Raw genomic sequence first — 26,095 nt, 5'->3', positions numbered from 1 at the left:
GGTGCCGCTCGTCTACTTCGACGCCAGCGCCTTCGTCAAACTTCTCACCAACGAGACAGGAAGCTCGCTGGCGTCCGCGCTATGGGACGGCTGCGACGCCGCATTGTCCAGCCGCCTGGCCTACCCCGAAGTCCGCGCCGCACTCGCTGCAGCAGCCCGCAATCACGACCTAACCCAATCCGAGCTCGCCACTGCCGAACGTGACTGGGAAGACTTCTGGGCCGCCACCCGCCCAGTCGAACTCACCGCCACGGTTGAGCAGCACGCCGGCCGCCTCGCCCGCGCCCATGCCTTGCGCGGAGCCGACGCTGTTCATCTGGCCAGCGCGTTGGCTGTCGGTGAACCCGGCCTGATCGTCGCCGTTTGGGACCGACGCCTGCACACCGGAGCCCGAGCCGCCGGGTGCCGAGTCGCCCCCGCCCAACTCGACCCCTAATCCGACCGCTCGACATCAGAGGTGGCTCAACCCCAGCACGGACGACGATCAGATACCGATTCGCCAGGTCACAACCCGTGTCGTAGGTGGGCAAGTCCCCCCTCGGACACCAAAAGTTAGCTGAACAGATAGAAGATTGGCTTCAAACTCGATAATTGCTATTTTTCTTTGTTTGCTAAGGTTGATTGGGGCTCGCATTCCGCCGACGCGTACTTGAAGTTGCGGAAGCCCGAAGTCAGATCGATCCGCGGAGCGCCCGGGGTGGGATTTCACTTGCCGCTATCGCTTCCGGCGGTGTCCCGGCGCGAGGCGTGGTTTCAGCCCCAGATCGACTACAGCTGGCACAATCGGCGCGTGGATCCTCAGCGGAAGATCGCCATCGTCCAGCAGCAGATCGACGCCGCAACCGACGACGACGGCGTCGCAGACGTCAACGTGCGGGTGCACCAGAACGAAGTCGCTCTTCGGAGCGCTTTGGGAACCGAGAACCCCACCTACCTCGGTTTTTCAACTAACTCGGTGTTGGTGGGTGTCGCTAACACGAAAGGTGCACTGCCGCAAGGATAATCGGAGTGTTAATGGTTCCGGTACCCGACACGGGAGTGCACCTGACAGATGCAGGCTATCAGTGATTGGTCGAAGAATCTGCGAGTCGAGGTCCGCGGCGACGATGTGGCGCAGCACGCCGGGTGCGTACTGCCGCGGATGCTGGCCGATGGGCTCGGACTCACCGCGGGGTTGTCGGCGGCGGTGTCGCGCCCGGAAGTGGTCCACGACCGGGGCGCGGTGCTGCGCGACGTGGCGGTATCGATCGCCGATGGCGGCCGCGACATCAGCGACGTGGTGGTACTCGGTGAACAGCCGCGGCTGTTGGGGCCGGTGGCGTCGATCCCCACGGTGTGGCGCTCGCTCAACGAACTCGACACCGCCGATATCGCCGCGATCACCCTGGTGCGCAACCGGGTCCGGGAGAAGGCGTGGGACGCAGTGGTGGCCCGACACGGCCGCGTCCCACCCGCGCCCACCTGCTACGGCGACCTGGGCGAGACCATCGTGATCCGGATTGACGCCTCGCTGATCGACTCCCACAGCGACAAGCAGAAAGCCGCCGGAACCTTCAAGGGCGGCTACGGGTTTCATCCGCTGATGGCCTGGTGTGACAACACCGGCGAGCTGTTGGCGATCATCGCCCGGGCGGGCAACGCCGGCTCCAACACCGCCGCCGACCACATCGCGATCATCGACGCCGCGATCGCTGCGATCCCCGCCGCGTGGCGCAAGAATCTGCTGGTCACCATCGACGGCGCGGGATCCAGTCACGCCGTGGTCGAGCACCTGGCCACACTCAACGCCCGAGCGGGCTGGCCGGTGGCCTACTCGGTCGGGTTCGACCTCGACGAGCGGGCCCGGGTCGCGATCGGGCAGCTGCCCGCCAACGCCTGGGAGCCGGCACTGGACCCGGCCGGCGCAGCCCGCCAGGATGCGCAGGTGGCCGAGCTGACCGGGCTGCTGCGCGAATCGGCTGGCGGGGACCGCCTGGCGGGCTGGCCCGCCGATATGCGGATCCTGGTGCGCCGGGAGAAGATCGCCGAAGGCACCCAGCTGTCGCTGTTCGAGCAGCACCATGGCTACCGCTACCAGGTCATCGCCACCGGCACCCGCGGCGGGCAAGTCCAGCGCCTCGAGGCCCGCCACCGGGTGCACGCCCGCGTGGAGGGATTCATCCGCTGCGGCAAAGATACCGGGCTGGGCCGCTGGCCCTCGTCCTCGTTTGCGATCAACACCGCCTGGATCACTGCCGCCGCGATCGCTATCGACCTGCTGTGCTGGATGAGGTTGCTGCTACTGACCGGGCCGCTGGCCAAAGCCGAACCCGCCACGCTGCGCCACCGGTTGCTGCACACCGCCGCCCGGCTGATCAGCCATTCCGGTTACCTGATCTTGCGTGTGTGCCGAACCTGGCCCTGGGCACAGGAATTCGTCGACGCTTTCAATCGCGCCCTGGCCATCCCCTGACCAGCCGGCCACCGCCCCCGCGAACCCCAGGAAGGAGAACCCACCACCGGGCACAGGAACCCGGCGTCACCGCACGACACGCGGCGCCGTCGCGTTACCCGCAGCCCTAAATCAAGATCAACATGCCTCACCGGGCCACCTCCCAGGACCACTCGGGCCTGGGTGAAATTTCGAGGCCTATCAAAAGCTTCTCAAGGTGACGTTTAGTCCTACGGTGGCCTGGGCCGGAATGGAACAAGAACATTACGACCGAGCGCTTCGCAATGGAATCCTGAACTCCGTAGCTCTACTCAAAGCCGCGATCGGCGAGATCGAATTTCTGAATCAGATTAGTGAGACAGTTGGATCGGTACAAGACGCTCGGCGGGCTCAAGGATCTGGCATCGCGGCTCATCCCAGATAAAGTTCCCAGCCATCTGCAAGATGAGCTGATCGAACCCCGCAATATCGCAGTCCACAAGGCAGCCGACCCCATCTCGCGTGAAACCGCTCAAAAAGCCATCTAAAAAGCCGCCGAGCTCGTCGAGTTCGCACATCCCATCGGTATTGCACCAGATGCAGCTTCCTAACCGAACAGGCCGGTAACTGTCGCTACGGCAGGTGGATCCGGCAAATGGTAGACCGAGCATAGCATCGGTTTCATCGGGTATTAAATCGCCGTAGGTGTCAAGCGCCAATGCAAATAGCTCGGACATTCTGGTGGCGGGTCGTTCCGCGGCGGCACACACCCATCCTGACTATCAGTATTTGTCGGCCTGACTCAGTCCTCGCTGATCGAACCCTGGACCTGCGCAGCGGACCGCAACAACGGCCCACAAGTCGCGCTGGGCTGGCACAATGAATCCATGACCACCCGCGAGCGGTTACACCTACTCGTCGACAATATGGACGACGAGCAGGTCGAGCGTGCGCTGCTCGCAGTCGAGCCGATTGCGCAGTCGCGCGCTACCGCTGCTGACACCGCTCGCCGACCGCTGCCTGAATTCGTCGGGAGCTTCGACAGTGGACGCCACGACCTATCGCAGCGGGTAGACGAGCTGCTTACTGACGGCTTCGGTCGCTGACCGCTCGTCGTGATTCTGGTAGACACCAATGTCATTGTGGCGTTGGCGGATCGGTCCGACACGGCACATCAGCGTTGCCGCCGCTGGCTAGAAGAACAGACCGACGAGCTCGCCCTTCCCATCACCGTTTTGGCCGAGGCGTGCTACCTGATCGACCGGTTCGGCGGTCCGAACGCCGAAGCACAGTTCCTCGACTCGGTCGGCAGCGAGCCCGCACACCGGTTCCGCTCAGTGAACCTCAGTGACGCCGATCTGCGGCGAATGTCCGAACTTGTCCGGCAGTACGCTGATCGGCGACTGGGTGGCACCGACGCCTCGCTGGTAGCAGTCGCCGAACGCCTCGGCATTACCACGATTGCCACGATGAACCGCAGGGACTTCGACAACGTGCGGCCTCGCCATGCGCCCGCGTTCACCATCGTCCCCACCTGACCGATATGTCATCCGCTCCCGCCGTTCCCCCGAACTGGCCACTGGCAGCGGCGAGCTCGGTAACGCGTATCGCGGGTGGGCAAGTCTTCCCTCGGACACCCTCTCGGACCCGGTTACGGATCAGAGCCACGCGTCGGACGCGGGATCAATCGCTCCGCCAACCTCAAGCACCCAATAATGGATCGTATCGATCTGTCGCTACGGCTTCGCCACCCGCAGGCTCCTCGATGCCAATCGGTTCCTGCGCGAACCGCGCGAGCACTCGGGTAGCTTCCAGTTCCCCGGTGTAACGGACACTCACCCCGTCGCTTAGCGGCTCGATGGTGGAATGGCCGTCCTCGATCTCGGTGTATCGCCCGAGCAAGAACAAGGCTTCCTTACCCACGGCGAACTCCTGGCCAGCCAGTGAAATTGTGACAGCTCTAATTGCGACAAATTCGTACGTAAGGGCGGCGTCGCGTGCGATCTGAGGTGGATTGCCTTCGTGATGGACGGTGTACGGCCCTGCCTTCGAAGCCGGGACAGCTTGGCCTGACACAAGTTTCGCAGCAAAGATGATGTCCAGCGCCTCGTCTCGGGACATTTCTGCAGGCATCTTTAGCAACACCGAAACGTGATTTTGAAGCTGGGCGAGGGCTTCGCAAATCTGTGCCCAGTTCCCGGAGTCCTCGGCTCCGTCGGTGGGAATAGTGGCAACGACGCCGTAGTCGCTGGGGCCGTAGGTACGCCCGAACGCAAGTCGGTTCGGAGATTGCCACGCGGACAAGACTTTCAAGCTGTCAATGAGCTGGCCGGGCCTGCGCCCCTCGAGGTTGTACTCGACGTCGAGGTTCATACTTCCCTCTAGGTGACCTGCCCGCACCAGCATCTCCAGGGTGAAAAGGTCGGCCTGGTCGGCGAATACGCTGCGGACACCAGCCTGGCCGGCGGACTGTTCGATTCGCCTGATCGTTGTGCTGGCGATGACCGTGTCAGAATCTGGTTCGACGATGGCAAGGGCCAGTTCGGCAGGGTCTGCTTGTCCACCCTCGGGCGCTGCAAGCACCTGAAGGCTGGCCCCTTGAAGCTCCCCACCAAGGCCGCCAGGAAGATCAAGCGAGCCACTGACGGTACCCGGCGGCATCGTCACCGGCGCTCCGTAGTCGATGAACTTCTGAAATTGCTCCCCTAGTTCGTCGTCGTCCTCCGGAGCAGAGAACTGGAGCTGACCACCGATAGGGCGCTCCCGCAGAGACTCAAGCGACAGCGCGAAGATCTTGATCGCGATCCATACCGAGTCGTGTCGTGTCGCGTGCACGCCGACGAGGCCAGGCTCTGCCGATGAGGGGTTTGGCGCCGGAGGACTGTCCGAGACGCCGAACTCGTACCGGTAGAAGGGGTCATGGTCGTTGAGCGCGTTGTAGATCGACGCAAGGTCAGTCATAACGTCCGTGGCCACCAGGGGCTCATTCGGTTGGCGATCAACGCGGCGGGCGATGATCGCGGTGAGGTCGTCCACGGCCGCCTGAAGGCGCTCCTTGCCGTCGCGCATGTAGTAGTCGACGACCTTGCGGTATTGGGCAGCTTTGGTATCGCAGTACAAAAGACCGTGAGTTTCACAGCGAAACTCAGCACCTGCGGTGAGTTTTTTAAGCCAATTGGCGAGGTTGTGGTCGGTGACGTCAAGTGGCATGACGAGATGCCACTCGGTGATCTCCCAGCCCTCTTTACTGCTGGCCGCGACAACGTTCTCGAACGACCTGGTGATCTTGCGTTTCTGGCTGCTGGTCAAGTTGGAGTAGAACTTCTTGACCTGGTAGACAGCGCGTTGCTTGGCGAAGCCTTGGGGGCCAGGAACGAAGATGTCGACGCCACCATCGCCTTGACTGGGTCGAACGCGAACCGCGTTGGGGAAGTCGCTACAGATGAACATGCCGACGACGGCTTCGATGTCGTCGCCTTCTTGGCGTGTCCACTCGACGCGCGCCATGGCCATCGCCTCCTCCGGGGCGACCGCGCTGGGTCGAGCCCGCTACGCCCCAGACTCACTCAACCACGCGGTCACGGTGCACCAGCTGGGACACGGTGGAGCTGATTTGCTCTACTAGCCGACGAATTGGCGCGCTGCAGCGTCGGCTGCCGAACGACCGCGATTCCGTCGTCGCCCGGCATGCTGATCTCGAAGTACTCGGCAACGGCTGGTAGCACCTCGCGCAGCACAAACTCCGGCTCCACGCCGATTCGTGCGGCGACGGCTTCATGGGTCGCGCCGCCACCGGTTTCGTCGCATATCTGGACCGCCGCCCGAAGACCGGCGGCGATTTCGTCGGCTGTGATCATGCTCGCCAGTATGCGTCGAGGCACTGACAACACGGTTCTAGCCCGAGATCAGGTTGCCGCCCGCACCGCCCAGCGCACTGATAGCAACCTGGGACAGCGCGCCGGTGAGCCAGAGCCCGACCTTCTCGGTGGGACTCCCCTGATTCCGTGGAGACTTCAGTTGTAGGGATCTTGTGGTGAATTTGTTTGCTGCTGCCCCGGGCAGCTGCCGGGGGGTGGTGCCCGCAGCCGGTGTCAAGGCTGGCCGTAGGCCACCGGCAGGGCTTGGCCTTGACGCCGGCGAGGACACCTCCATACTGCCGGTTGCCGGGGCTGGATGCACTCATGACGCCCGCCCGGGTGCGGACCCGCGGTCACGGAGCTGCTGTTCGTGCTGCATCGGCGATCGCATGTTCAGCGCCGAATGGCGACGATCAGCGTTGTAGTCCTCGATCCAGGCGACCAGCTCACGGCGGGCCTGGGCCTTGGTGTCGAAGTGCTCTAGCATGCGCAACTCGAATTCCAAAGTGGAATGCCAGGATTCGATCACCGCGTTGTCCAGGGCCGAGCCCGGCCGGCCCATCGACTGCCGGATCCCGCAACGTTTGCAAGCAGCCCTGAACGTCTTGGCGGTGAATTCGCTGCCCTGGTCGCTGTGGAATATGACCCCGGTGATCGCCTGCTTGCCGCCGCGCACCGCGACCGCCATGGACAATGCCCCGTAGGCCAGCTCGGCGTCGTGGTGCTCACCGATCGCGAACCCGACGATGCGCCGTGAGGCCACATCGAGCACCGAATCCAACTGGAGCTTGCCTTCGTCGGTGTCCACTTCGGTGCCGTCGCCGTACCACTTGCCGTTGAGTTGCTGTGCGGCGAACCGGCGTTTAACCAGGTCAGGTGCTCGCCACCGACCTTTGCCTGGCCGGGTGCGCTGCCGGCGGCGGCGCTTGGGGCGAGCCGCCATGCCCTGCTCACGCATGATCGCCGCGACGGTGTTCACGCTGATACTCCAGCCCTCGTCGCGAAGGTCTGCCCAGATCCGCGGGGATCCGTATTTACCTTTATGCGCCGCGAACAGCCGGCCGATGTCTGCGGTCAGTGCCCTGCGGCGAGCGTGCCGTGGCGACGGGTCGCCGCGGCGCCATTTGTAGAACCACGACTGCGACACCCCCAACGCCCGGCACGTCGTAGCGTGCGCGATGCCGTAGTGTGCCCTCTGGGAGTCGATGAACCGCGACATCTCTACCGGCCCATCGCTTCTCGAACCCACAGGGCGCATGAGCGCTTGAGCACATCACGCTGCATCGCCAGCTCCGCATTCTCCCTTCGCAGCCGGATCAACTCCTGGCGTTCTGACTCGCTCAACTCATCGTCACCGCCGGCCCGCCGCCGCTCCTGGGCGCACCAGTGACCCAGCGTGTCCTCGTGGATCCCGAGCTCCCGGGCCACCTGCGCGACCGGTTTGCCGGTCTCCCGCACGATTCGCACCGCGCCCGCCTTGAAGTCCTCATCGAACTTCCGCCTGTTTGCTGCCATCGCCGCCTCCTCAATAGCGACGTCTCCACGCTACGAGGGGAAACCCAAGGGTGGCGTCGCTCCTCATCGGGACACGTCTCGTCAGCCACAATCGACCACCCTTGCACCACAACGCCTGCAGCCCTCATCATCGACCCGTCAAACTACTGCTGACTTCATGAAACACGACTTTGCCTAGGCCCTGACCATAAGGTCGCGTGCAAAATCGAGTCGCGAGCATCGACTTCCGTGGTCCAGCGTTGCCGAACGGTGGACTTATTGGCTTTGGCGCGGCGGTGCCGACCCCGCACCTCGGTCGATGGCATCGCTCATCGGGGGGCTGCTGGAGATTCGCTGAACCTCGGCCAGAGTGAGTCCGGCGACGATTGAGCGGCGCGTCGGAGCGTCGGCCGCGGGTGAGGATGTGTGGGTCGAGCATTCTAGACATACCCGGTTCGCCTGCCCGGAGTGCGAGCAGGACTGTCGGTGTATGACTGCTACGTGCCCGGGACGCCGAGTTACGGAAATGCCAACTCAATCGGGACGGATAATGTCGAGGTTGTCTCAGTAAACCTGACATATCCGCAGGTGGCTGATGCCAACTAAAATGAGACCGGACACGACGCGGCATAGACAAACATAAAACCGACCAGCCGTCACTGACCGCGTGGCCGGTTACCGATGCCTGTGGTCACCAGCTGCGGTCACCTCAATTTTCGTAGGAACCCCACCGAAAGTCCACGACCTGGTCCGTTTCACCACTGGACCCGACGAACCCAATGCGGACTGCCCTCAACTGGTATATATCGTTTGCGCATCGAGTATATGTCGGCGCAGCCAAGCTACAACAGGTAGCGATAGGCCGCCGAGCCCGGCTCGATGGTTTCGATTTGCATGTCCGTGGCCCGCATCCGCTGCAGTAACCCGTCGTAGTCCGCAGCCGAGCCCAGCTCGATACCGACCAGTGCCTCACCGGTTTCGCGGTTATTGCGCTTGACGTACTCGAACAGCGTGATGTCGTCGTTGGGTCCCAACACGTCGTCCAGAAACCGGCGCAGCGCCCCGGGCTCCTGCGGAAAGTCGACCAGAAAGTAGTGCTTGAGCCCAAGGTGAACCAGCGAGCGCTCAAGGATTTCCCCGTAGCGCGACACGTCGTTATTGCCGCCGGAAACCAGGCAGACCACGGTGGTGTCCGGCTCTATGGGCCTGTCCGTGGCTTCCAACAGGCCCGCGACCGCCAACGCGCCTGCAGGCTCGGCGATAATTCCCTCGTTTTGATACAGGTCGAGCATCGCGGTACACACCGCGCCCTCATCGACCGTGGTGATCGACACCATGTCGCCGGCGGCGGCCAGCGCGGCATGGGTCAACGTGCCCGCCCGGCGCACCGCCGCTCCGTCGACGAACTGGTCGACATGGTCCAGAGTCACCGGCTCCCCGGCGGCCAGCGCAGCCATCATTGCCGCGGCGCCGGCGGGCTCGACACCCAGCACTGCGGTGTTGTCCGTCCGCTCGGCGAGGTAGGTGGTGATACCGGCGATGCAGCCGCCGCCACCTACCGGGACCACCACCAGGTCCGGCTCGGCATCGAGCTGATCAAGCAGCTCCACGGCGATCGTGCCCTGGCCGGCGATGGTCCGCAGGTCGTCGAACGGCGGGACCAGCGTCGCGCCGGTGCGCGCCACGTCAGCCAGCGCCGCCTCGGCGGCGAGGTCGTAGGTCGATCCGCCCACGATCAGCTCGATGAACTCGCCGCCGTGGTAGCGGATCCGGTCACGCTTCTGCTTGGGCGTTTTGGCCGGTACGTAGATGCGGCCGTGCACCCCCAGCGCCCGGCAGGCAAATGCGAAGCCCTGCGCATGGTTGCCCGCCGACGAGCACACCACGCCCGCGGCCAGTTCCTCCTCCGACAGCTGCACCAGCAGGTTGTACGCGCCGCGCAGCTTGTAGGAGCGCACCACCTGAAGGTCTTCACGCTTGAGGTAGACGCTGGCCCCGGTCATCGCCGACAACCGGTCGCTGAATTGCAGCGGTGTGGGGGTCACCACCCCGGCAATTCGCTTCGCCGCAGCTTCGATGTCAGCCGCGCAAAGCGGCACACCACCCCGGGTGCTAGGAGTCTGGCTCAGTTCGGCGGACATCGACCAATGGTGCCACCCCGCTGCAAGTTCACTGCACAGGGGTGAGCACGAAGACCGGAATCTGCCGATCGGTCTTGGTCTGGTACTCGGCGTAGTCCGGCCAGGCCACCACGGCACGCTCCCACCAGACGGCCTTTTCGTCGCCGAACACCTCGCGGGCGTCGTACTCGCGGGTCACGGCGCCATCCTGCAGCTCGACCCGCGGATTCTTGGCGATGTTGTAATACCAGACCGGGTTCTTCGGAGCTCCGCCGAGCGAGGCGACCACGGCGTGCTGGCCGTCATGCTCGACCCGCATCACTGGGGTTTTACGGAGTTTGCCCGTCTTGACGCCCACGGTGGTCAAGCAAGATGATGGGCTTGCCCTTCATGTCCGCGGCTTCGGTTCCACCGGATTCGGCGTGCTTTTCGGCTTGCTCTTGGGACCAATCCAAGGGAGACGGGGCGTATTCACCTTCGAGCGGCGTGCCACCACCTTAAACACGCCAGCCCAGGGTGCTCTAGCTCGGCTCTAGCTCTCCTCGCCCACGGCGAGGACCGCCGGTGTGGTGTCGGCCGTGTAGACTCTGCGATCGACGCCGACAAGCCGCAGTCTAACTCACGGCTCGTCCGATTCCGGTACCTCTTTACCAGCGCCACACTTAATAGATCGGACGTGACGATGTCGGGGTATTCAAACCGTGCCTGCGTGCGCTTTCTGGCGCCAACAGGGCGGCACGCCGGCTTGCCGGAATCCGGGTAAGAGTCGGTGGCCATCACGGAAGTACCTGAATACGCCCATTTGAGCGACGCGGATATCGAAGCGCTCGCGGCTGACCTGGAAACGATCCGCGACGAAATCCAGGCGTCGCGTGGCGCCAAGGACCGGGCCTACATCATGCGGGTCATTGCCTTTCACCGATACCTCGAGATCGCGGCGAGGCTGACCATCGCCCTGGGCAAGGGCAAAGTTGCATGGGCCCTCGGGACCTCCGCGCTTGCCGCGGCCAAGTGCGTCGACAACATGGAACTCGGTCACAACATCAGCCACGGCCAATGGGATTGGATGAACGACCCGGAAATCCATTCCAGTACGTGGGAGTGGGACACCGCCGGTACCGCGGCCCAGTGGCGCTACTCCCACAACTACCGTCACCACGTCTTTTCGAACGTGGTCGACGTGGACGACGACCTCGGGTTCCGGGTCCTGCGAGTTACCCGGGACCAGCAGTGGCGGCCGAGCACGTTGGCGCAGCCGTTGTTCGCGGTGCTGCTGGCGGTCGCCTTCGAGTGGGGCGTCGCACTGCACGGCATGCTTTCTATGCAGGATCGCGAGACCACAGAGGCCGCTAAAGCCGCCCACAAAACAGCACTGATCCGCAAGATGCTTCGGCAGGCCGGCAAGGACTACGTGCTGTTTCCTGCGCTGAGCCGCAAATGGTGGCGCACACTGGCCGCCAACGTGCTGGCCAACGGGCTGCGCAACGTGTGGGCATACGCCGTGATCGTCTGCGGTCACTTTGCCGACGGAGCAGAAAAGTTCAGCCCGTCAGTGTTGGACAGTGAGACAAAAGGTGAATGGTACCTGCGGCAAATGCTGGGTGCGGCGAACTTTCGGGCCGGACGGGCATTGGCGTTCATGAGTGGAAACCTCTGCTACCAAATCGAACACCACCTCTATCCCGATCTGCCGAGTAATCGCTACGCCGAGATCGCCGAGCGGGTGCGCGGGTTATGTCTGACGTACGACTTGCCGTACACCACAGGTCCGTTGCTTCGCCAGTTCCTACTCACCGTGCGCACGATCTGCAAATTGTCGCTACCGGACTGGTTGCTTTCGGCTACCTGCGACGACGCCCCAGAAACGGCCTCGGAAAACAAGTTCCGGAATGCCGAGAAGCAGTCAGACTTGTGGTGCGTCGAGGGCGACCTGCGGCGACGCGGGTTGGTGACCGCACTACATGCCCGCCGAAACCACCGCGAAACCGCAAGGCGCCGTCAGGGCCGCGGCCGAGGCGTCGGCGATTCCGTGCTGGGCCGCATAGGGACTCACCGAGTCGGCGTCGAATACCAACAGCGCGGCGTTGTACGGCCGGCCGTCGCCGATCGCGAGCATCGCGCCGACCATCGGGCAGGCGGCCATCACGGTGGTCTCGATGTTGGCCGGTGACATGTTCTTTCCGGCCGCGTTGATGATCAGCTCCTTCTTCCGGTCGACGATCCGCAGATAACCGTCGGTGTCGGCGTCGAGGATGTCGCCGGTGTGCAGCCAACCGTCGGAGTCGATGGCCTCGGCGGTCTTCGCCGGCTCGCCGCGGTAGCCCTTCATCACCAGAGGTCCACGCACCAAGAATTCGCCGTCCTCGGCGATCTTGGCCTCCAGCCCGGGCAGCAGCTTGCCCACCGTGCCCAGTCGCGCCTGGGCGGGATGACTCACGCTGGCAACGCAGCTCAGCTCGGACATGCCCCATACCTCGGCGATAGGGATGCCGATACCGGCGAAAAAGGCCAGCGTCTCGTTCGGAATCGGCGCCGCACCCGACACGGCCCACCTGAGCTGGTCCAGTCCCGGCTTTTCCCGCAACTTCGACAGCACCAGCTCATCGGCTTTCTCCCATTCGGCGGCCGCGTCGTCCGAAAGCTGCTCGCCGACCACCATCGCCGCCGCCCGTTTGGCGGCCACCGACATGGCCCATTGCAGCGCCTGGCGCTTGGCGTCGTCCCGTTCGTGGGTGGCGGCGAACTCGATTGCGGCCCTGAGCTTTTCCCAGACGCGGGGCACGGCACCCCAGATGGTCGGGTGTACGTCGGCCAGCGCCGCCGCAATCGCGCGCGCATCCGAAACCACGGTGACCTGGGCCCCGAACACCTCTTGGCTGTACAACGCCATCGCGCGGTCGGCGATATGGGCCGATGGCAGGAAGGAGGTGACGCGATCGCCGAATTGAACGCCCAGCACGGCGTCGAGAGCTTGGGCCTCGAACTGCAGGCGGGCGTGTGTCATCTCCACCCCTTTGGGATTTCCCGTCGTCCCGCAGGTGTGGATCAGCGTGATCACATCGTCGGGCTGTACCGCCCGCCAGGTCGACTCGAAATCGAAGTCGGCGGCGCCGGCGGCGTAGAGGTCGTCCAGCGAGAGGGTGCCTGGCGCAGCGCCGTCGATGCAGACGATGTGCAGCGGTTGGCCATCATCAGCGAAACCGTGTCACCGCGGCGGACCCCCAGGCCGGCCAAACCGGCCGCGACCCGCCGCACGTCAGCCGCATACTGCCGCCAGGTCATCGTCTGGGTGCCGCCGGGGGTGCGCAGCGCGACGGCGTCGGGATCAATCGCCGCGGTGCGCTGGAATGCCTCACACAGCGTGGCCGGCCGCTCGGATGCGGTTTTCGAAGCGATCATCCGGCGCAGCCTAGTCCGCAGAGTACGTTGTGAATATGGGAATCGCGATCGCCGAGTTCTCCCCCGTCGAGCAGACCGCGTTCGTGACCGCATACGCGCGCGCTCTCGACAGTCGTTGGCCCAGGCCGATACTCGACGACACGCTCTCCGACGACATCGTGGCCAAGATCGACGACGACTTCCAAGCCTTGGGAGTGCCGTCCAGCGCGGTGCGTCAGACGGCGTTGCGCGCCAAGCTGCTCGACGATCGGGTGCGAGCCTTCATTTCCGAACATCCCGACGCCGTCGTGGTGGCTCTCGGCGCGGGACTGGATAGAGGCATGCAGCGCGTAAAGCCGCCGGCCACGGTGGACTGGTACAGCGTCGATCTGCCGAACGTCATCGCGCTGCGCGATCAGCTGCCGCCCGCCGACGATCATGCTCATTCGGTGGCGGCGTCGCTGGCCGACGATGGTTGGGCCGACTCGATCCCGCCCGACCGGCCGACCATGCTGATCGCCGACGGCCTGCTGGCTTTTCTGCCCGAGTCGGTGATCGTCAGCCTGTTCCGGGGTATCCCCGAGTATTTCCGGTCCGGTGAACTGGCCCTCAACGACTACGGGAGGGTCGGCCAGGTCAGCCTGCTGGCTATGAAAGTTGCGTTCAGCGCCGTCGGGAACCAGTGGGCGTATCGGGGTTTCAAGGATGCCCGCGTGCCCGAGAGCTGGAATCCGCGGCTGAGGCTGGTCGAGGAGGCCGGCCTGGCCCATGCGCCGGAGGTCGACTTGTATCCGGCCGCGGCCCGCGTGTCGACCCGACTGATGGGGATGAGCAGGGCGGGTGCTCGTACGGCGCAGGTCCTGCGCTATGGCTTCTAGACGAGTGAGGCTTCGGTGTCTAAGACGCTGATCACCGGCGCGCATGTGTGGGACGGCGTCTCAGCCCAGGCGTCGCCACGGCAGGTGCTGGTGGTCGACGGCCGCATCCGGCAGCTCGCCGACGTGATCGAGCCACCGACCGACGCGACGGTGGTGAGCCTGTCCGGTCACACGCTGGCCCCCGGGTTCATCGACTGCCACACCCACGTGACGTTGAGCCCGCCGCTTTCGGTGGCGATGACGGCCGATTCGAGCGTCACCAGAGCGTTGAAGGCGCTCCCGGTGCTGCGGACCCTGCTGATGAACGGGTTTACCACCGTGCGCGATTTGGGCTGCGCAAACGTGGACTATCCGACCATCGATCTGCGTAACGCGGTGGCGGCCGGAATGGTCGACGGTCCGCGAATGGTGGTGGCACCGCACCTGATCTCGGCGCGCGGCGGCCATGGCGACTTCAGCGCGATGATCGCGGGCGAATACCAATGTTGTTCCAGGCCATTGGAATTGGCTGCTGCTGATGGCAGCGACGAAATCCGCACCAGGGTCAGACAGGAAATCCGCGCCGGCGCCGACTGGATCAAGTTCGCGGCCACCGGCGGGTTTGCCTCACCGTCGGACGATCCCGGCCAGCCCACGTACAGCCAAGAGGAGATGGATGTCCTGGTCGCGACGGCCGCCGACCTCGACATCCCGGTCACCCCGCACAGCTACGGCGACGAGGGTATTCGACGCGCGGTGCGGGCAGGCGTGCGCAGCATCGAACACGGAAACCTCGCCTCGGCCGCGACACTGCGCATGATGCAGGACGCCGGGGTATTTCTGGTGCCCACTCAGTACACGATCCTGTCCGGCGCCCGCCGCGACGAAAACGACGCGCTGTGGGCCGCTCTTCCGGAGTACTCGCGCCGCAAGATGGGCAAATACCGCGGTCTGCTGTTGGATGCAGCCGACGTGCTGGCCACCAGTGAGGTTCGGATCGCGTTCGGAACCGACGCCGGAATGTTTCCGCACCAGGACAATTGGCGTGAGTTCCCGATGATGGTGTCCACCGGGATCACCCCGTTGCGCGCCCTGCGCGCGGCCACCAGCGTGGCGGCCGAACTGCTGCGCCTCGACGAGCTCGGTGTGATTGCCGAAGGCAACATTGCCGACCTGATCGCGATGCCCGGCGATCCGTTGGCCGACATCGAAGTCACCGGACAGGTGGATTTCGTCATGAAAGACGGTGTGATCTACAAGGATCCGGTCACCGCTTAGCGTGTCGTGCCAAGAACGAGATCGACCTGTGCCGATTATCCCGACGCACGACCATCAGGCAGCGCTTCGGTTGAGGCTTAGCGCGGGTCAGCGACCGTAACGCCACGGCGGAATGTCGCAGGCTTTTTCGCCCTGGCGTTACGCTCGCGACCAAGATCGCCGCTAGCCCACGCAACCGGGACCGAGCAGCGCCTTGAGATCGCCCATCAGCGCCGGGGACGGCGCCACCCGCAGCGACGCGTCCAACTCGAGCGTGGTGATCCGGTCCCCGCTGACCAGCCGCAGATGCACCTGTGACGTGCCGGGGTGTTGAGTCAGCACTTGTTTGAGCGCGCTGACCTTCTCGCTAGTGCACTGTCGGGTCGGCAGGCTGACCGCCAACGGCCGATTCGCTTGTGCGTTGGAAAAGTCCGGCACCACGAGGTCATTGGCGATCAGCGCAATCCGGTCGTCTCGGATTGCGAGCTTTGCGGTGACGAGCACCACCGCGTCGTCGACGACGTCGGCGCCGAAGGCCGAGTAGGTATGCGGGAAGAACATCACTTCGATACCGCCGGTGAGGTCTTCCAGCTGCGCTGAGGCCCAAGGCATTCCGTTCTTGTTGACGCGGCGGTTCACCGACGCCAAGATGCCGCCGACCTTCACCAGCGTGTCGTTGGCGATTTCGCCGTCGAGTATCGCCGGGATTGTGGTGTCGACCTGGGTCGCCAGCAGATGCGCCACCCCGTTGAGCGGATGCCCAGACACGTACAAGCCCAGCATTTCGCGTTCCAGCGCGAGTTTGTGCTTGTCGTCCCACTCCTCGTCGGGAACCCTGATGGTGAAGACCGCGTCAGCGCCTGCTCCCCCATCATTCGGATCGCCGCCGAACAGGTCGAACTGCCCCATCGCCTCGGCCTTCTTGGTGCCCAGCACCGAGTCCACCGCGTCGGTGTGCACCAGGAACAGCCCTTTACGGGGGTGCTTCAGCGAATCGAATGCGCCGGCTTTGATCAGCGATTCGGTGACCTTCTTGTTGCACGCCGCGATGTCGACCTTGTTGAGGTAGTCGGAGAAGTCGGTGAACTTGCCCTTCGCGCTACGGGTTTTCAACAGCGAGGCAACCACATTGGCGCCGACGTTGCGCACCGCGCCCAGCCCGTAGCGGATGTCGGTGGCGACCGAGGCGAAGTTCAAGCCCGACTCGTTGACGTCCGGCGGCAGCACGGTGATGCCGAGTTTGCGGCAATCGGCCAGATAGACAGCGGCTTTGTCCTTGTCGTCACCGACCGAGGTGAGCAACCCCGCCATGTATTCGGCCGGATAGTTGGCCTTCAGATAGGCCGTCCAGTACGACACCATGCCGTATCCGGCGGCATGCGACTTGTTGAACGCATAGTCGGCGAACGGCAAGATGGTGTCCCACAACGCTTTGATGGCCTTGGCCGAGAAACCGTTGGCCTGCATGCCTTCCGAGAAGCCTTCGAATTCCTTCTCCAGGACTTCGCGTTTCTTCTTGCCCATCGCCTTGCGCAGAATGTCGGCTCGGGCCAACGAGTAGCCGGCCACCTTCTGCGCGATGCGCATGATCTGCTCCTGATACACGATCAGGCCGTAGGTCTCGGCAAGGATCTCGCGCAGCGGTTCCTCGAGTTCAGGGTGAATGGGCTTGATCGCCTGGCGGTTGTTCTTCCGGTCGGCGTAGTCGTTGTGGGCGTTCATGCCCATCGGGCCCGGCCGGTACAGCGCGATCACTGCGACGACGTCCTCGAATCCGGTGGGCTGCATGCGGCGCAGCAGGTCGCGCATCGGCCCGCCGTCGAGCTGGAACACGCCCAACGTGTCGCCGCGGCTCAGCAGCGCGAAGGTGGCCGGGTCGTCGAGCGGCACGGATTCCAGGTCGAGGTCGATCCCCCGATTGGCCTTGATGTTCTCGATCGCGTCGCCGATGATCGTCAGGTTGCGCAGACCGAGGAAATCCATCTTCAGCAGGCCGATGGCCTCGCACGACGGGTAATCCCAGCCGGTGATGACGGCCCCGTCCTGCGGCCGCTTCCACAGCGGGATCGCCTCGGTCAGAGGCTCGCTGCTCATGATCACCGCGCAGGCGTGTACGCCCGCGTTACGGATCAATCCCTCCAGGCCGCGCGCGGTGTGGTAGATGGTCCGCACATCTGGGTCGGTGTCGATTAGGCCGCGAACCTCGGCGGCTTCCCTGTAGCGCTCGTGGCTGGGGTCGGTAATGCCCGACAACGGGATGTCTTTGGCCATGATCGCCGGCGGTAGCGCCTTGGTGATCCGGTCGGCGATCGCAAAACCGGGCTGCCCGTAGTGGATTCGGGCCGAGTCCTTCAGCGCCGCTTTGGTTTTGATAGTGCCGAAGGTGATGACCTGGGCAACGCGGTCATGTCCCCACTTGTCGGCGGCGTAGCGCACCATTTCGCCGCGACGGCGGTCGTCGAAGTCGATGTCGATGTCGGGCATCGAGGTGCGCTCGGGATTGAGGAATCGCTCGAACAGCAGGCCGTGCGGGATCGGGTCGATGTCGGTGATGCCCAGCGCATAGGCCACCAGCGACCCGGCCGCCGAACCGCGGCCCGGCCCGACGCGGATGTCGACCGAGCGCGCGTAGTTGATCAGGTCGGCGACGATCAGGAAGTACGACGGAAAACCCTTGTCGCAGATGATTTCGATCTCGTAGGCGGCCCGCTGCGCGTAGCCGTCGGGCAGAGCATCGCCGAACCGCCGGCGCAGACCGGCGTCGACCTCGTGGCGCAGCCAGGACGCTTGGTCGTGCCCGTCGGGCACCGGGAACACCGGCATCCGGTCACGTGGTGCCCACACATCGGCATAGGAGCTCACCCGCTCGGCGATCAGCAGGGCGGCGTCACAGGCCCCGGCGACCTGGCCGTCCCAGATCGCTCGCATCTCGGCCGCGGACTTCAAGTAATAGCCGTCGCCGTCGAACTTGAACCGGTTCGGATCCGACAACGTCTTGCCGGTCTGCACACACAGCAGCGCCTCATGGTTGTGCGCGGCGTCGCGGGTGACGTAGTGGCAGTCGTTGGTGGCCAGCGGCGGGATGTTCAGCGTGCGGCCGATCTCGAGCAACCCGTCGCGGACCCGGCGTTCGATGTCCAGCCCGTGGTCCATCAACTCCAGAAAGTAGTTCTCCGCGCCGAAGATCTCCCGCCACTTGGCGGCGGACTCGAGCGCCTCGCGGTGCTGCCCGAGCCGCAGCCGGGTCTGCACCTCGCCGGAGGGGCAGCCGGTGGTGGCGATGATGCCGGCCGAGTGCTCGGCGATCAGCTCGGCGTCCATCCGCGGCCACTTGCCCAGCTGGCCCTCGAAAGACGCCAGCGACGACAGCTTGAACAGGTTTCGCAGACCGGTGACGTTCTCGGCGACCATCGTCAAGTGGGTGTAGGAGCCACTGCCGGACACGTCGTCGCTCTTCTGCCCCGGGTCGCCCCACAGGATGCGCCGGGTGTCAAAACGGGTACCGGGAGCGACGTACGCCTCGACGCCGATGATCGGCTTGATGCCGGCCGCCGTAGCCGCATGAAAGAACTCGCTGGCGCCGAACATGTTGCCGTGGTCGGTCATTCCGATCGCCGACATCTCCAGCCGCTGCGCCTCGGCCAGCATCGGCGCGATCTTCGCCGCACCGTCCAGCATCGAGTACTCGGTGTGGTTATGCAGGTGCACGAACGACGCGCGACGAGCACCGGTGCGAAGAGCAGACGGATCGGTCATAGAGAGGCCAGTCTATGGCCGCGCACCGACACGACTCGGGCGTGTCGCAAAGTGTGTCTTGCCCTCCCCCCGGCTCACCGGGGAAGCGCAACGATGCCTGACTGGGCGCCGTGCGCGACGTCGCTCTGCGTCCCATTCCGGCGGGCGCCCAGAAGCTGCCCGGGGTCGGACGTTGATCCGACGTCGGGCGTAGGTATCGGCTCTGTTCGTCGATGCGGTGAGCGCGGCGGTAACCGTGACGGCCACCAGTTCGCCTGCCCGACCAGCACGGCGATGGCCGGCACGGTGATAGTGCGCACCAGGAAGGTGTCCAGCAGAAGTCCGGTCCCGATAATGAAACCTGCCTGGACCAAGATGCTGATGCCGGCGAACAACAGCGCGAACATCGAGGCGGCGAAAATGACGCCGGCCGCGGTGATCACACCACCCGTCGAGCCCACCGTGCGGATGACCCCGGAGCGGATGCCGTGCGGGGACTCATCCCGAAGCCTCGACATGAGGAGCAAATTGTAATCCGCACCCATCGCGACCAACACGATGAACGTCAGTCCGGGGACGCTCCACATCAATTCCTGGTGGAGGATGAATTGAAAGACGATGACGCCGACACCAAGTGCCGACAAGTATGAGATCACCACCGAAGCGATCAGGTAGACCGGCGCGACAATGGCACGCAGGAGCGCAGCCAAAATCACGAACACAATCAGGACCGTCATGGCGATGATGAGTCGGATGTCTTGGTTGTAATAGGCGCGCGTGTCTCGCAGCATCGCGGTGACTCCCGATACTGAGATCGAGGCCTTCTTCAGCGTGGCATCCGGGTGAGCTCCCCGAGCGGCATCGACGATCGCATGGATCTGATCCATGCCAGCGGCGCCAAATGGGTTGAGTTTGGTTTGCACCAGGTACCGCGCCGTGTGCCCGTCCGGCGAGATGAACGACGTCAACGCATAGGTCAATCCTCCCGCTATATGCGTGGTTTGGTGGATCAGCGCCTTCACCCCGTCGATCAGTTGCCGAATCGCCTCGGCGAAGGTATGCGCATCGTGCGCAGGACTGGGCTGGCGGTCCTTCACGTCGCCGGGATCGCCGATACCCATTGCCCGCAGGTCGCTGGCGGCGCTGTCGAGTATTTGGCGCACCCGCTGCGACGCCGACTCGATGGTGTTCGCCTCCGGCAGGGACTGCAGCTGGTCAGCGAAACCAGCGATTTTCTGAAGCGCTCCACCGTCGCTCGCGGTGGTAGCACCGACGTCCAGCACGGTCACCGGCGCGGCGTTGAGGGTGTTGGCGATCTCGGCGACGTCGAGCGACATCGCGAAGCCGAGTGCACGCACGGTGCTGACGAACATGGCCGCGTCGTCGACTTCACCGGCCGGTTTTCCTTGTTCGCCACCGTCGGGCGATCCGCTGTCCAAATTGGCGAGGGGATACAGCATGGCGGCCACGTTTGGGAACGCGTCGGCTCCCCCACCGACAGATTCGGCGTCGTTGCCGACCGCAAACGCCGAACCGTTGGACGGGCCGTTTGCCGCGCTGCCAACCGCAGGAGCTTGGCCGGTCGATTTTCCGGTGGGCGGCGGGGCACCTCGGATCGCCGCGATATCGGGCAGTTGCTTCACCCGCTGTGCCATCTGCTTCAAGTCAGCAAGGGCTGCCGGTTCCCGCAAGTCGCGTGGTGACTGAACGACGAGATACTCAGGGATGGTGGCGTTCAACGGAAAATGGCGCGCCAGCGTGGCGTAGCCGACAGCGCTCTCGACGGACTTCGGAAGCGTTTTGCTGTCGTCATAGTTGTAGCGGGCCAAAGTCGCGCAGCCGGCCAAAATGATCAGCACGGTAAGACTGGCGAGCAGATGGGTCGCGGGTCGGCGCACAATGCGTACTCCCGAGCGCCGCCAAAAGCGGGCGGTGAGGTCACGACGCGGCATGATCCAACCGCGAGGTCCGGCCAGGACGAGCAGCGCCGGGAGGAAAGTCAGGGCGGCCAGCAGCGCCACCCCAATGGAAATGGCCAGCGCCGGACCGACTGTTTTAAAGGCGCCCAAATGGGTGAAGCTCATCCCAAGATAGGTGATCGACACAGTAGCCGCGGATCCGGCGATCACTTTGCCGATAGACGTCAACGCTTTCAGGACTGCTAGATCCGAATCCTCGCCGAGCCGCAAATAGTCGTGGTAACGGCTGATGAGAAACACGGCGTAATCAATCCCGGCGCCCGCCATCATCGTCGTCATGAACGTAATCGTTTGGCTGGAAACGCCCAAACCAAGTTCGGCGACTCCGGCCACAATGGCCTGCGCGGTCACTACCGATATGCCGATCGTTATCAACGGCAACAACATGGTGACCGGATTTCGATAAATAACGAACAGAATGATCAGAACCATGAGCACGACGGCGGTCTCGATCACATGCATATCGCGAATACCGATGAATGTAATGTCGTCGCCGGTGGCCGCCGGGCCGGTCAGGTTTGCCGTCAGCGCGGATCCCGCGACAGCTTGTTTGACGATGTCGGCGACCCGGCCATACGCCGCATGCAGCTCGGGTGAACCCACTTCGCCGGCGAGCACCATCGGCAGGTACCAGGCTTTGTGATCCTTGCTGGTCATGGCCTCACGCAGGGCCGGTGCGCTGACGAAATCCTGCAGCATAACGATGTCGCGAGTATCCGGCCGCAGCTTGTCGGCCAGTGCGCGATAGGCGGCCTCGTCGGTGGGGGACAATCCCGATTCGTCGGTCAGCACCACCAACAGGACGTTCTCATTCTCTGACCCCGATTGGTGAAACGCCTCGCTTATCTGTCGGGTGGTGATCATCACCGGCGCGTCGGACGGCAGGATAGCGACCGGCCGCTTGCTGGCCATTTCCGGCAGCGGTGGCAACGTCACGGACAGGACGGCGGCGAGCGTCACCCAGAACCCGATCACGACCCACGGCCAGCGCAGCACAAAACGGCCGACCCGACCTAAGAGGCCGTCGGCTTCGGGCATAGCGGCTGCCCGCGCCCCCCGCGACATTCGGCTAGGCTACCGGCAATTTGTCCGATCGAGGGTCTTCGCACGCAGCGGGCCGCCCGCGCCTAGCCGCGCAGTTTGCGGCCGATCCGCAGTGCAGGAAGCAGCACACTGCGCGGTGCGAACCGACCGCCGAGGCTGGCCACCTTCGGCACCACCCCGGGCACCACGCTGCGCTTACCGTCGAGCACCCCCGCGATGGCGGCTTCGGCGACGCCGTGCGGCGAGACTTGCGCGAAGCCGACGTTCACATGTTCGGCGCCGGCGATCTGCGCCCACTCGGTGGGCACCGGGCCCGGACACAAGACCGTGCAGGAAGCGCCCGTTCCGTGCAGCCCCTCATGGACGGCTTCGGAGAAGGTCTGGACGAAGGCCCTGGTGGCCGAGTCGACCGCCATGCCCGGCAACGGCTGGAACGCCGCGATGGAAGCGATGGGGTCGGTGCACGATCGCATCGGCGATCACGCCGGCCGCCTGGTCGGGCGTCAGCGCCGGGAACTTGTCATACAACTTGGTCGGGCTGATCGTCGGCGTGCGCACCGGCGCCATATGCACGGTGGTGAATTTCACGTTGTCGTTGACGACGTCGGCCTGCAGCGCGTCGCAGAGGCTGTCCAAGGCGGACTTGCTGGCGATGTACGCCCCGAAGCGTGGTGCGCGGGTCTGCACGCCGACCGAGGAGACGTTGATGATGTGGCCGACACCGCGCTCCCGCATTCCCGGGATGAACTTCAAAATGAGCTGAACCGCACCAAGGTAATTCGGCTGCGTCGTCCGCTGGTAGTCGTGGATCCGGTCGTAGGACAGCTCCAACGAGCGGCGGATCGACCGTCCGGCATTGTTGATCAGGATGTCGATCCCGCCGAGTTCGTCGAGCACCTTGTCGGCCATCGCGGCGATCGCATCCACGTCGGCCAGATCGCACGGGTACACGTGGGCGGTCCCCCCGTCGCGCCGAATCTCGTCGGCGATTTTTTTCCAGATTTTCCTGTGTGCGCGCAACCAGCACCACCTCGCCGCCTGCTCCGGCGATTTTCTTCGCGGCCGCCTCACCGATACCCGACGACCTTCCGGTGATAGCGTGCGGCCCGCAACGGCGTCGAGCGGATTGCGAAGGTAGAACGGTCGATATCGGCCCCGCTGAGTTCGGGGTGTTCAGCAGGTCGGACATCGCGGCAATCGGCTTGTTACATCGGGTAATCCCATGGTTATGACGCCCTAACTGTCGGGCAACCGCCAGATGGTCAGCTATCGGCATGCGAATGCCTTCCCTGCTGCGCAACCGCAAGACCGACACCGTCTACGACCGGATCGGCGGCCATGAGGCCCTCGAAGTTGTCGTCGAAGACTTCTATTGCCGGGTGTTGGACGACGACCACTTGGCCGGGTTTTTCGCCGGAACGAACATGCATCGGCTGAAAGACAGGCAGGTCGAGTTCTTCGCGGCCGCACTCGGCGGGCCAGAGCCCTACGCCGGCGCGCCGATGAAGCAAGTCCACCAGGACCGCGGGATCACGATGCACCACTTCAACCTGGTCGCCGGGCACTTGACCGACTCGCTGTCGGCGGCCGGCGTGCCCGAGGCGACGATCGCCGAAATCCTCGGTGCCATTTGGCCGTTGGCCGCCGACATCGCATCGGATCACGCCGCGGCCGACGTGTGATCATCACGCTTCGCCGAGCGTGCCTCGGGGCTGCGAATTGTGTCGGCCAGGGTCTCGCGCCGACGGCACGCTCGGCGAACCTCACCGTTACAGCACGGCGCCCGTGAGTTGTCCTCAAATTTTGTGTTCGTCGAGCTGAGCAGGCTGGCATGAGCGTGTACCGGGTCGCCGAACTCATCGCGACGCGCCCCACGTCATGGGAAGACACGGCGGATCTCGTTCACGACCCGGCCCGCCAACACGTCGGCAACCGACGCGTAGCCGAGTCACCCTAATCGCGCGTCGGCGCGGCCAACACTGCGACGGCACGTCTGCAAAACCTCTGCGTTTTCTGCGCTTTCGCGGCAGCCGGCTGCGCGCTAACAGCCAGCGTTTCAACAGCGGGCATACGGGAACCCGGTCACAGCCACCCGTGTGATATCCGTCGCACCCCACGTCCGTCAGGTGGTGGCTCTAGCAGAGAATGGAGATCCCGCAATGTTCACCCGCATCAGTTGCCATGCCGGCGCCCTGGTTACCGCCGTCGTGGCCCTAACCGGCGTCGTCGCTGTGCGCGGCGATCCAGCCACGGCCAGTCCAGACCAAGACAACCAGTTTCTGGCCCTGCTCGGCTACAAAGACATTCCCGCCGTAGAGAACTCGGCAAGCCTCATCACGTCAGCCAATCATGTGTGCAGCAAACTCGATGCCGGCATGTCGGTGGACGAGTTGGTCGACACGATGAGGAACAATGCGTTCAACGCAGACCCGATCGCACGTAGCTACCCCCCTGGCCGCGTCGCGGCCACGATCGACCGATTTATCAGTGCCGCAGTCGAGGCGTACTGCCCTGCGAATCAAGGCAAGATCGCGTCGATCATGGTTGCCCGCACGACGGGATCGATTGAGCCGACGCACTCCGCTGGCGTCGTGGTGCGGCTCGCCTCGCTGATCGGAACGGTCCCCTCCGGAGATATGGTCCTGCCGGACCCGCCGCCGGTTCCGGCGCTCCCGCCGCCCGTACGACAGCAGGTAGCGCCTCGGCCGCAACAGGCGCCGCCTCGCCCGCAACAGCCGCCACCGCCGCCGCAACAGGTTTCGCCGCCTGCCGCTGCTCCCGGACCAGGGGGCGGCGCGGGTGGTGACGGTAGTGGTGGCGGTGGAACCGGCGGTAACGGCGGCGGGGGCCCGATAGAGCCACCGCCGGCACAACCCATGCCTCCGGGCTACGTCATGCTCGCGCCGTAAGACAGCGTTGACGTCCTCCCCACGGCTGAAGCCGGGGATTCCAACCTGTTAGACGGGAATGCCCTCGGCCGGCCATCGGGTCAGCGCACGCTCCAGCGCGTCAGCGATGGCGTCTTGGGCGGCGGGGATGTCGCCGTTGCGCGCGCCGGGGCCATATCCTCCCCGGGCGCCGATCTCGGGCCCTCCTGATAGTGCATGAGCAGGCAGTAGTGCATGGTGGTGTCTTTTCTGGATCGATGATGTCACCTGATTGACGACCGAGATCCGCCGCGATCGACAATGCATGCATGCGCCGAACATTCGAGGATTTGGTTGCCGAGGCCGCGGCCGCGCCCCTGGACGGCTGGGATTTCTCGTGGCTGGACGGCCGCGCCACCGAACAGCGCCCATCCTGGGGCTACCAGCGGCAAATGAGCCAGCGGCTGTCCACGGTGTCGGCGGCGCTGGACATCGACACCGGCGGCGGCGAAGTGTTGGCGGGGGCAGAAAAGTTCCCGCCGACGATGGCCGCCGTCGAATCATGGCCGCCCAACGCGGCGCTGGCCACCAAACTGCTGCACCCGCGCGGCGTTGTGGTGGTCACAACCCGCGACGAGGTGGCACTGCCGTTCGCCGACGAAGCGTTCGACCTGGCGACCAGCCGGCACCCAATTTCAGTGCGGTGGAGCGAGATTGCCCGGGTGCTGCGCCCGGGCGGCAGCTACTTCGCCCAGCAGATCGGGCCCGCAACAATGGCCGAGCTGGTCGAATTCTTCATCGGGCCGCAGCCGCAGAAATGGGCGCAGTTTCATCCGGATACCCAACGGCGGCAGGCGACCGCGGTCGGTCTGCAGCTGGTCGATTTGCAGATGGAGCGGCTGCGGGCCGAGTTCTTCGACGTCGGCGCGGTGATCTACTTCCTGCGCAAGGTCATCTGGACCGTCCCAGAGTTCACGGTTGACCGCTACCACGAGCGGCTGCGCGCGCTGCATGAGCGCATCGAGTCGCACGGCCCATTCGTCGCTCATGCCACCCGCTTGCTGGTCGAAGCCCGCAAACCCTGTCGCGAAACCGAT

General features: G+C 64.5%; 20 protein-coding genes and 5 pseudogenes. 12 read left to right on the top strand and 13 right to left on the bottom strand.

Going from position 1 to position 26,095, the window contains the following annotated elements:
• Position 1: 1 nt before the first annotated feature.
• The 6 genes from M5I08_RS13065 to M5I08_RS13040 all read left to right on the top strand — a co-directional run bounded on the left by M5I08_RS13065 (position 2) and on the right by M5I08_RS13040 (position 3,948).
• Positions 2-436, top strand: a complete 435-nt coding sequence (locus M5I08_RS13065; protein WP_219067715.1) for a type II toxin-antitoxin system VapC family toxin — start codon at positions 2-4, stop codon at positions 434-436.
• Between the two features lie 261 nt (positions 437-697).
• A complete protein-coding gene (locus tag M5I08_RS13060; RefSeq protein WP_219067714.1) occupies positions 698-1,003 on the top strand; it encodes a hypothetical protein in 306 nt (101 codons plus the stop codon).
• A gap of 48 nt (positions 1,004-1,051) precedes the next feature.
• On the top strand, positions 1,052-2,452 hold the full coding sequence (locus tag M5I08_RS13055) for an IS1380 family transposase (protein ID WP_249762762.1): 1,401 nt from the start codon (positions 1,052-1,054) through the stop codon (positions 2,450-2,452).
• Between the two features lie 341 nt (positions 2,453-2,793).
• On the top strand, positions 2,794-2,958 hold the full coding sequence (locus tag M5I08_RS13050; protein WP_219068900.1) for a hypothetical protein: 165 nt from the start codon (positions 2,794-2,796) through the stop codon (positions 2,956-2,958).
• 339 nt (positions 2,959-3,297) lie between these two features.
• Positions 3,298-3,516 (top strand): hypothetical protein, encoded by a 219-nt coding sequence (locus M5I08_RS13045; RefSeq protein ID WP_219068899.1) that lies wholly within the window; start codon positions 3,298-3,300, stop codon positions 3,514-3,516.
• Positions 3,517-3,525: 9 nt separating this feature from the next.
• Complete coding sequence (locus M5I08_RS13040; protein ID WP_219068898.1) at positions 3,526-3,948, top strand: type II toxin-antitoxin system VapC family toxin; 423 nt, start codon at positions 3,526-3,528, stop codon at positions 3,946-3,948.
• Positions 3,949-4,111: 163 nt separating this feature from the next.
• Here the strand turns inward: M5I08_RS13040 and M5I08_RS13035 are convergent, their stop codons facing one another.
• From M5I08_RS13035 to M5I08_RS13010, 6 genes and pseudogenes are all read right to left on the bottom strand, one after another.
• Entirely contained in the window at positions 4,112-5,917 is a 1,806-nt protein-coding gene (locus M5I08_RS13035; protein WP_219068897.1) for a hypothetical protein, read from the bottom strand.
• Between the two features lie 71 nt (positions 5,918-5,988).
• Positions 5,989-6,267, bottom strand: coding sequence for a hypothetical protein (locus tag M5I08_RS13030; RefSeq protein WP_219068896.1), 279 nt, complete (start codon positions 6,265-6,267; stop codon positions 5,989-5,991).
• A gap of 322 nt (positions 6,268-6,589) precedes the next feature.
• On the bottom strand, positions 6,590-7,486 hold the full coding sequence (locus tag M5I08_RS13025) for an IS3 family transposase (protein WP_249762761.1): 897 nt from the start codon (positions 7,484-7,486) through the stop codon (positions 6,590-6,592).
• A 2-nt stretch (positions 7,487-7,488) separates the two neighbouring features.
• On the bottom strand, positions 7,489-7,782 hold the full coding sequence (locus M5I08_RS13020; protein WP_219068894.1) for a transposase: 294 nt from the start codon (positions 7,780-7,782) through the stop codon (positions 7,489-7,491).
• 821 nt (positions 7,783-8,603) lie between these two features.
• The gene (gene ilvA / locus M5I08_RS13015; RefSeq protein WP_219068893.1) at positions 8,604-9,902 is read right to left on the bottom strand and encodes a threonine ammonia-lyase; all 1,299 of its coding nucleotides are present in this window, start codon (positions 9,900-9,902) and stop codon (positions 8,604-8,606) included.
• A 28-nt stretch (positions 9,903-9,930) separates the two neighbouring features.
• Positions 9,931-10,336 (bottom strand): annotated as a pseudogene (locus M5I08_RS13010) (nitroreductase family deazaflavin-dependent oxidoreductase).
• Between the two features lie 314 nt (positions 10,337-10,650).
• Between M5I08_RS13010 and M5I08_RS13005 the strand changes: the two are divergent.
• Positions 10,651-11,895, top strand: a pseudogene (locus M5I08_RS13005) (fatty acid desaturase family protein); the annotation flags it as partial.
• Here the strand turns inward: M5I08_RS13005 and M5I08_RS27455 are convergent.
• Positions 11,839-12,024, bottom strand: coding sequence for a hypothetical protein (locus M5I08_RS27455; protein ID WP_502213843.1), 186 nt, complete (start codon positions 12,022-12,024; stop codon positions 11,839-11,841). The pseudogene M5I08_RS13005 and the gene M5I08_RS27455 sit on opposite strands and share 57 nt — an antisense overlap.
• A gap of 911 nt (positions 12,025-12,935) precedes the next feature.
• Positions 12,936-13,280 carry an AMP-binding protein gene (locus tag M5I08_RS27450; protein WP_502213847.1) on the bottom strand — a complete coding sequence of 115 codons (345 nt, stop codon included), beginning with the start codon at positions 13,278-13,280 and terminating at the stop codon, positions 12,936-12,938.
• 35 nt (positions 13,281-13,315) lie between these two features.
• Here M5I08_RS27450 and M5I08_RS12995 point away from each other — a divergent pair, with 35 nt between their 5' ends.
• Positions 13,316-14,137, top strand: a complete 822-nt coding sequence (locus M5I08_RS12995) for a class I SAM-dependent methyltransferase (RefSeq protein ID WP_219068892.1) — start codon at positions 13,316-13,318, stop codon at positions 14,135-14,137.
• A gap of 15 nt (positions 14,138-14,152) precedes the next feature.
• Entirely contained in the window at positions 14,153-15,394 is a 1,242-nt protein-coding gene (locus M5I08_RS12990) for a metal-dependent hydrolase family protein (protein WP_219068891.1), read from the top strand.
• A gap of 162 nt (positions 15,395-15,556) precedes the next feature.
• Here M5I08_RS12990 and dnaE read toward each other — a convergent pair whose 3' ends face one another.
• From dnaE to M5I08_RS12970, 4 genes and pseudogenes are all read right to left on the bottom strand, one after another.
• Positions 15,557-19,129 (bottom strand): DNA polymerase III subunit alpha, encoded by a 3,573-nt coding sequence (gene dnaE, locus M5I08_RS12985; RefSeq protein ID WP_219068890.1) that lies wholly within the window; start codon positions 19,127-19,129, stop codon positions 15,557-15,559.
• Between the two features lie 74 nt (positions 19,130-19,203).
• Positions 19,204-22,152, bottom strand: a complete 2,949-nt coding sequence (locus tag M5I08_RS12980) for an MMPL/RND family transporter (protein WP_249762760.1) — start codon at positions 22,150-22,152, stop codon at positions 19,204-19,206.
• A 62-nt stretch (positions 22,153-22,214) separates the two neighbouring features.
• Positions 22,215-22,583, bottom strand: a pseudogene (locus M5I08_RS12975) (SDR family oxidoreductase); the annotation flags it as partial.
• Positions 22,579-23,320, bottom strand: a pseudogene (locus tag M5I08_RS12970) (SDR family NAD(P)-dependent oxidoreductase); the annotation flags it as partial. The pseudogenes M5I08_RS12975 and M5I08_RS12970, both read right to left, overlap by 5 nt.
• An 85-nt stretch (positions 23,321-23,405) precedes the next feature.
• On the opposite strand from M5I08_RS12970, the gene M5I08_RS12965 reads away from it, so the two are divergent.
• Together M5I08_RS12965 and M5I08_RS12960 are read left to right on the top strand one after the other, a co-directional pair.
• The gene (locus M5I08_RS12965; RefSeq protein WP_219068889.1) at positions 23,406-23,813 is read left to right on the top strand and encodes a group I truncated hemoglobin; all 408 of its coding nucleotides are present in this window, start codon (positions 23,406-23,408) and stop codon (positions 23,811-23,813) included.
• Between the two features lie 477 nt (positions 23,814-24,290).
• Positions 24,291-25,040 carry a DUF732 domain-containing protein gene (locus M5I08_RS12960; protein ID WP_219068887.1) on the top strand — a complete coding sequence of 250 codons (750 nt, stop codon included), beginning with the start codon at positions 24,291-24,293 and terminating at the stop codon, positions 25,038-25,040.
• Positions 25,041-25,088: 48 nt separating this feature from the next.
• On the opposite strand, the gene M5I08_RS12955 is transcribed toward M5I08_RS12960, so the two are convergent.
• Positions 25,089-25,286, bottom strand: coding sequence for a hypothetical protein (locus M5I08_RS12955; protein WP_219068904.1), 198 nt, complete (start codon positions 25,284-25,286; stop codon positions 25,089-25,091).
• A gap of 41 nt (positions 25,287-25,327) precedes the next feature.
• On the opposite strand from M5I08_RS12955, the pseudogene M5I08_RS12950 reads away from it, so the two are divergent.
• A pseudogene (locus M5I08_RS12950) lies at positions 25,328-26,080 on the top strand (class I SAM-dependent methyltransferase); the annotation flags it as partial.
• Positions 26,081-26,095 lie beyond the last annotated feature (15 nt).

The sequence above is a fragment of the Candidatus Mycobacterium methanotrophicum genome (genome assembly GCF_023515995.1).
Lineage (GTDB): Bacteria > Actinomycetota > Actinomycetes > Mycobacteriales > Mycobacteriaceae > Mycobacterium > Mycobacterium methanotrophicum.
Note: the sequence above shows the minus strand (reverse complement) of the source record. Positions and strands in the feature narration are given on the sequence as shown.

Bases quoted from the DNA above. Each gene is read 5' to 3' on its own strand.
- dnaE (WP_219068890.1), bottom strand. From the start codon at position 19,129: ATGACCGATCCGTCTGCTCTTCGCACCGGTGCTCGTCGCGCGTCGTTC.
- ilvA (WP_219068893.1), bottom strand. From the start codon at position 9,902: ATGTCCGCCGAACTGAGCCAGACTCCTAGCACCCGGGGTGGTGTGCCG.
- M5I08_RS13030 (WP_219068896.1), bottom strand. From the start codon at position 6,267: ATGATCACAGCCGACGAAATCGCCGCCGGTCTTCGGGCGGCGGTCCAG.
- M5I08_RS12980 (WP_249762760.1), bottom strand. From the start codon at position 22,152: ATGTCGCGGGGGGCGCGGGCAGCCGCTATGCCCGAAGCCGACGGCCTC.
- M5I08_RS13045 (WP_219068899.1), top strand. From the start codon at position 3,298: ATGACCACCCGCGAGCGGTTACACCTACTCGTCGACAATATGGACGAC.
- M5I08_RS12960 (WP_219068887.1), top strand. From the start codon at position 24,291: ATGTTCACCCGCATCAGTTGCCATGCCGGCGCCCTGGTTACCGCCGTC.
- M5I08_RS12965 (WP_219068889.1), top strand. From the start codon at position 23,406: ATGCGAATGCCTTCCCTGCTGCGCAACCGCAAGACCGACACCGTCTAC.
- M5I08_RS27455 (WP_502213843.1), bottom strand. From the start codon at position 12,024: ATGGCCGCCTGCCCGATGGTCGGCGCGATGCTCGCGATCGGCGACGGC.
- M5I08_RS27450 (WP_502213847.1), bottom strand. From the start codon at position 13,280: ATGATCGCTTCGAAAACCGCATCCGAGCGGCCGGCCACGCTGTGTGAG.
- M5I08_RS13025 (WP_249762761.1), bottom strand. From the start codon at position 7,486: ATGTCGCGGTTCATCGACTCCCAGAGGGCACACTACGGCATCGCGCAC.
- M5I08_RS13035 (WP_219068897.1), bottom strand. From the start codon at position 5,917: ATGGCGCGCGTCGAGTGGACACGCCAAGAAGGCGACGACATCGAAGCC.
- M5I08_RS13020 (WP_219068894.1), bottom strand. From the start codon at position 7,782: ATGGCAGCAAACAGGCGGAAGTTCGATGAGGACTTCAAGGCGGGCGCG.
- M5I08_RS13055 (WP_249762762.1), top strand. From the start codon at position 1,052: ATGCAGGCTATCAGTGATTGGTCGAAGAATCTGCGAGTCGAGGTCCGC.
- M5I08_RS12995 (WP_219068892.1), top strand. From the start codon at position 13,316: ATGGGAATCGCGATCGCCGAGTTCTCCCCCGTCGAGCAGACCGCGTTC.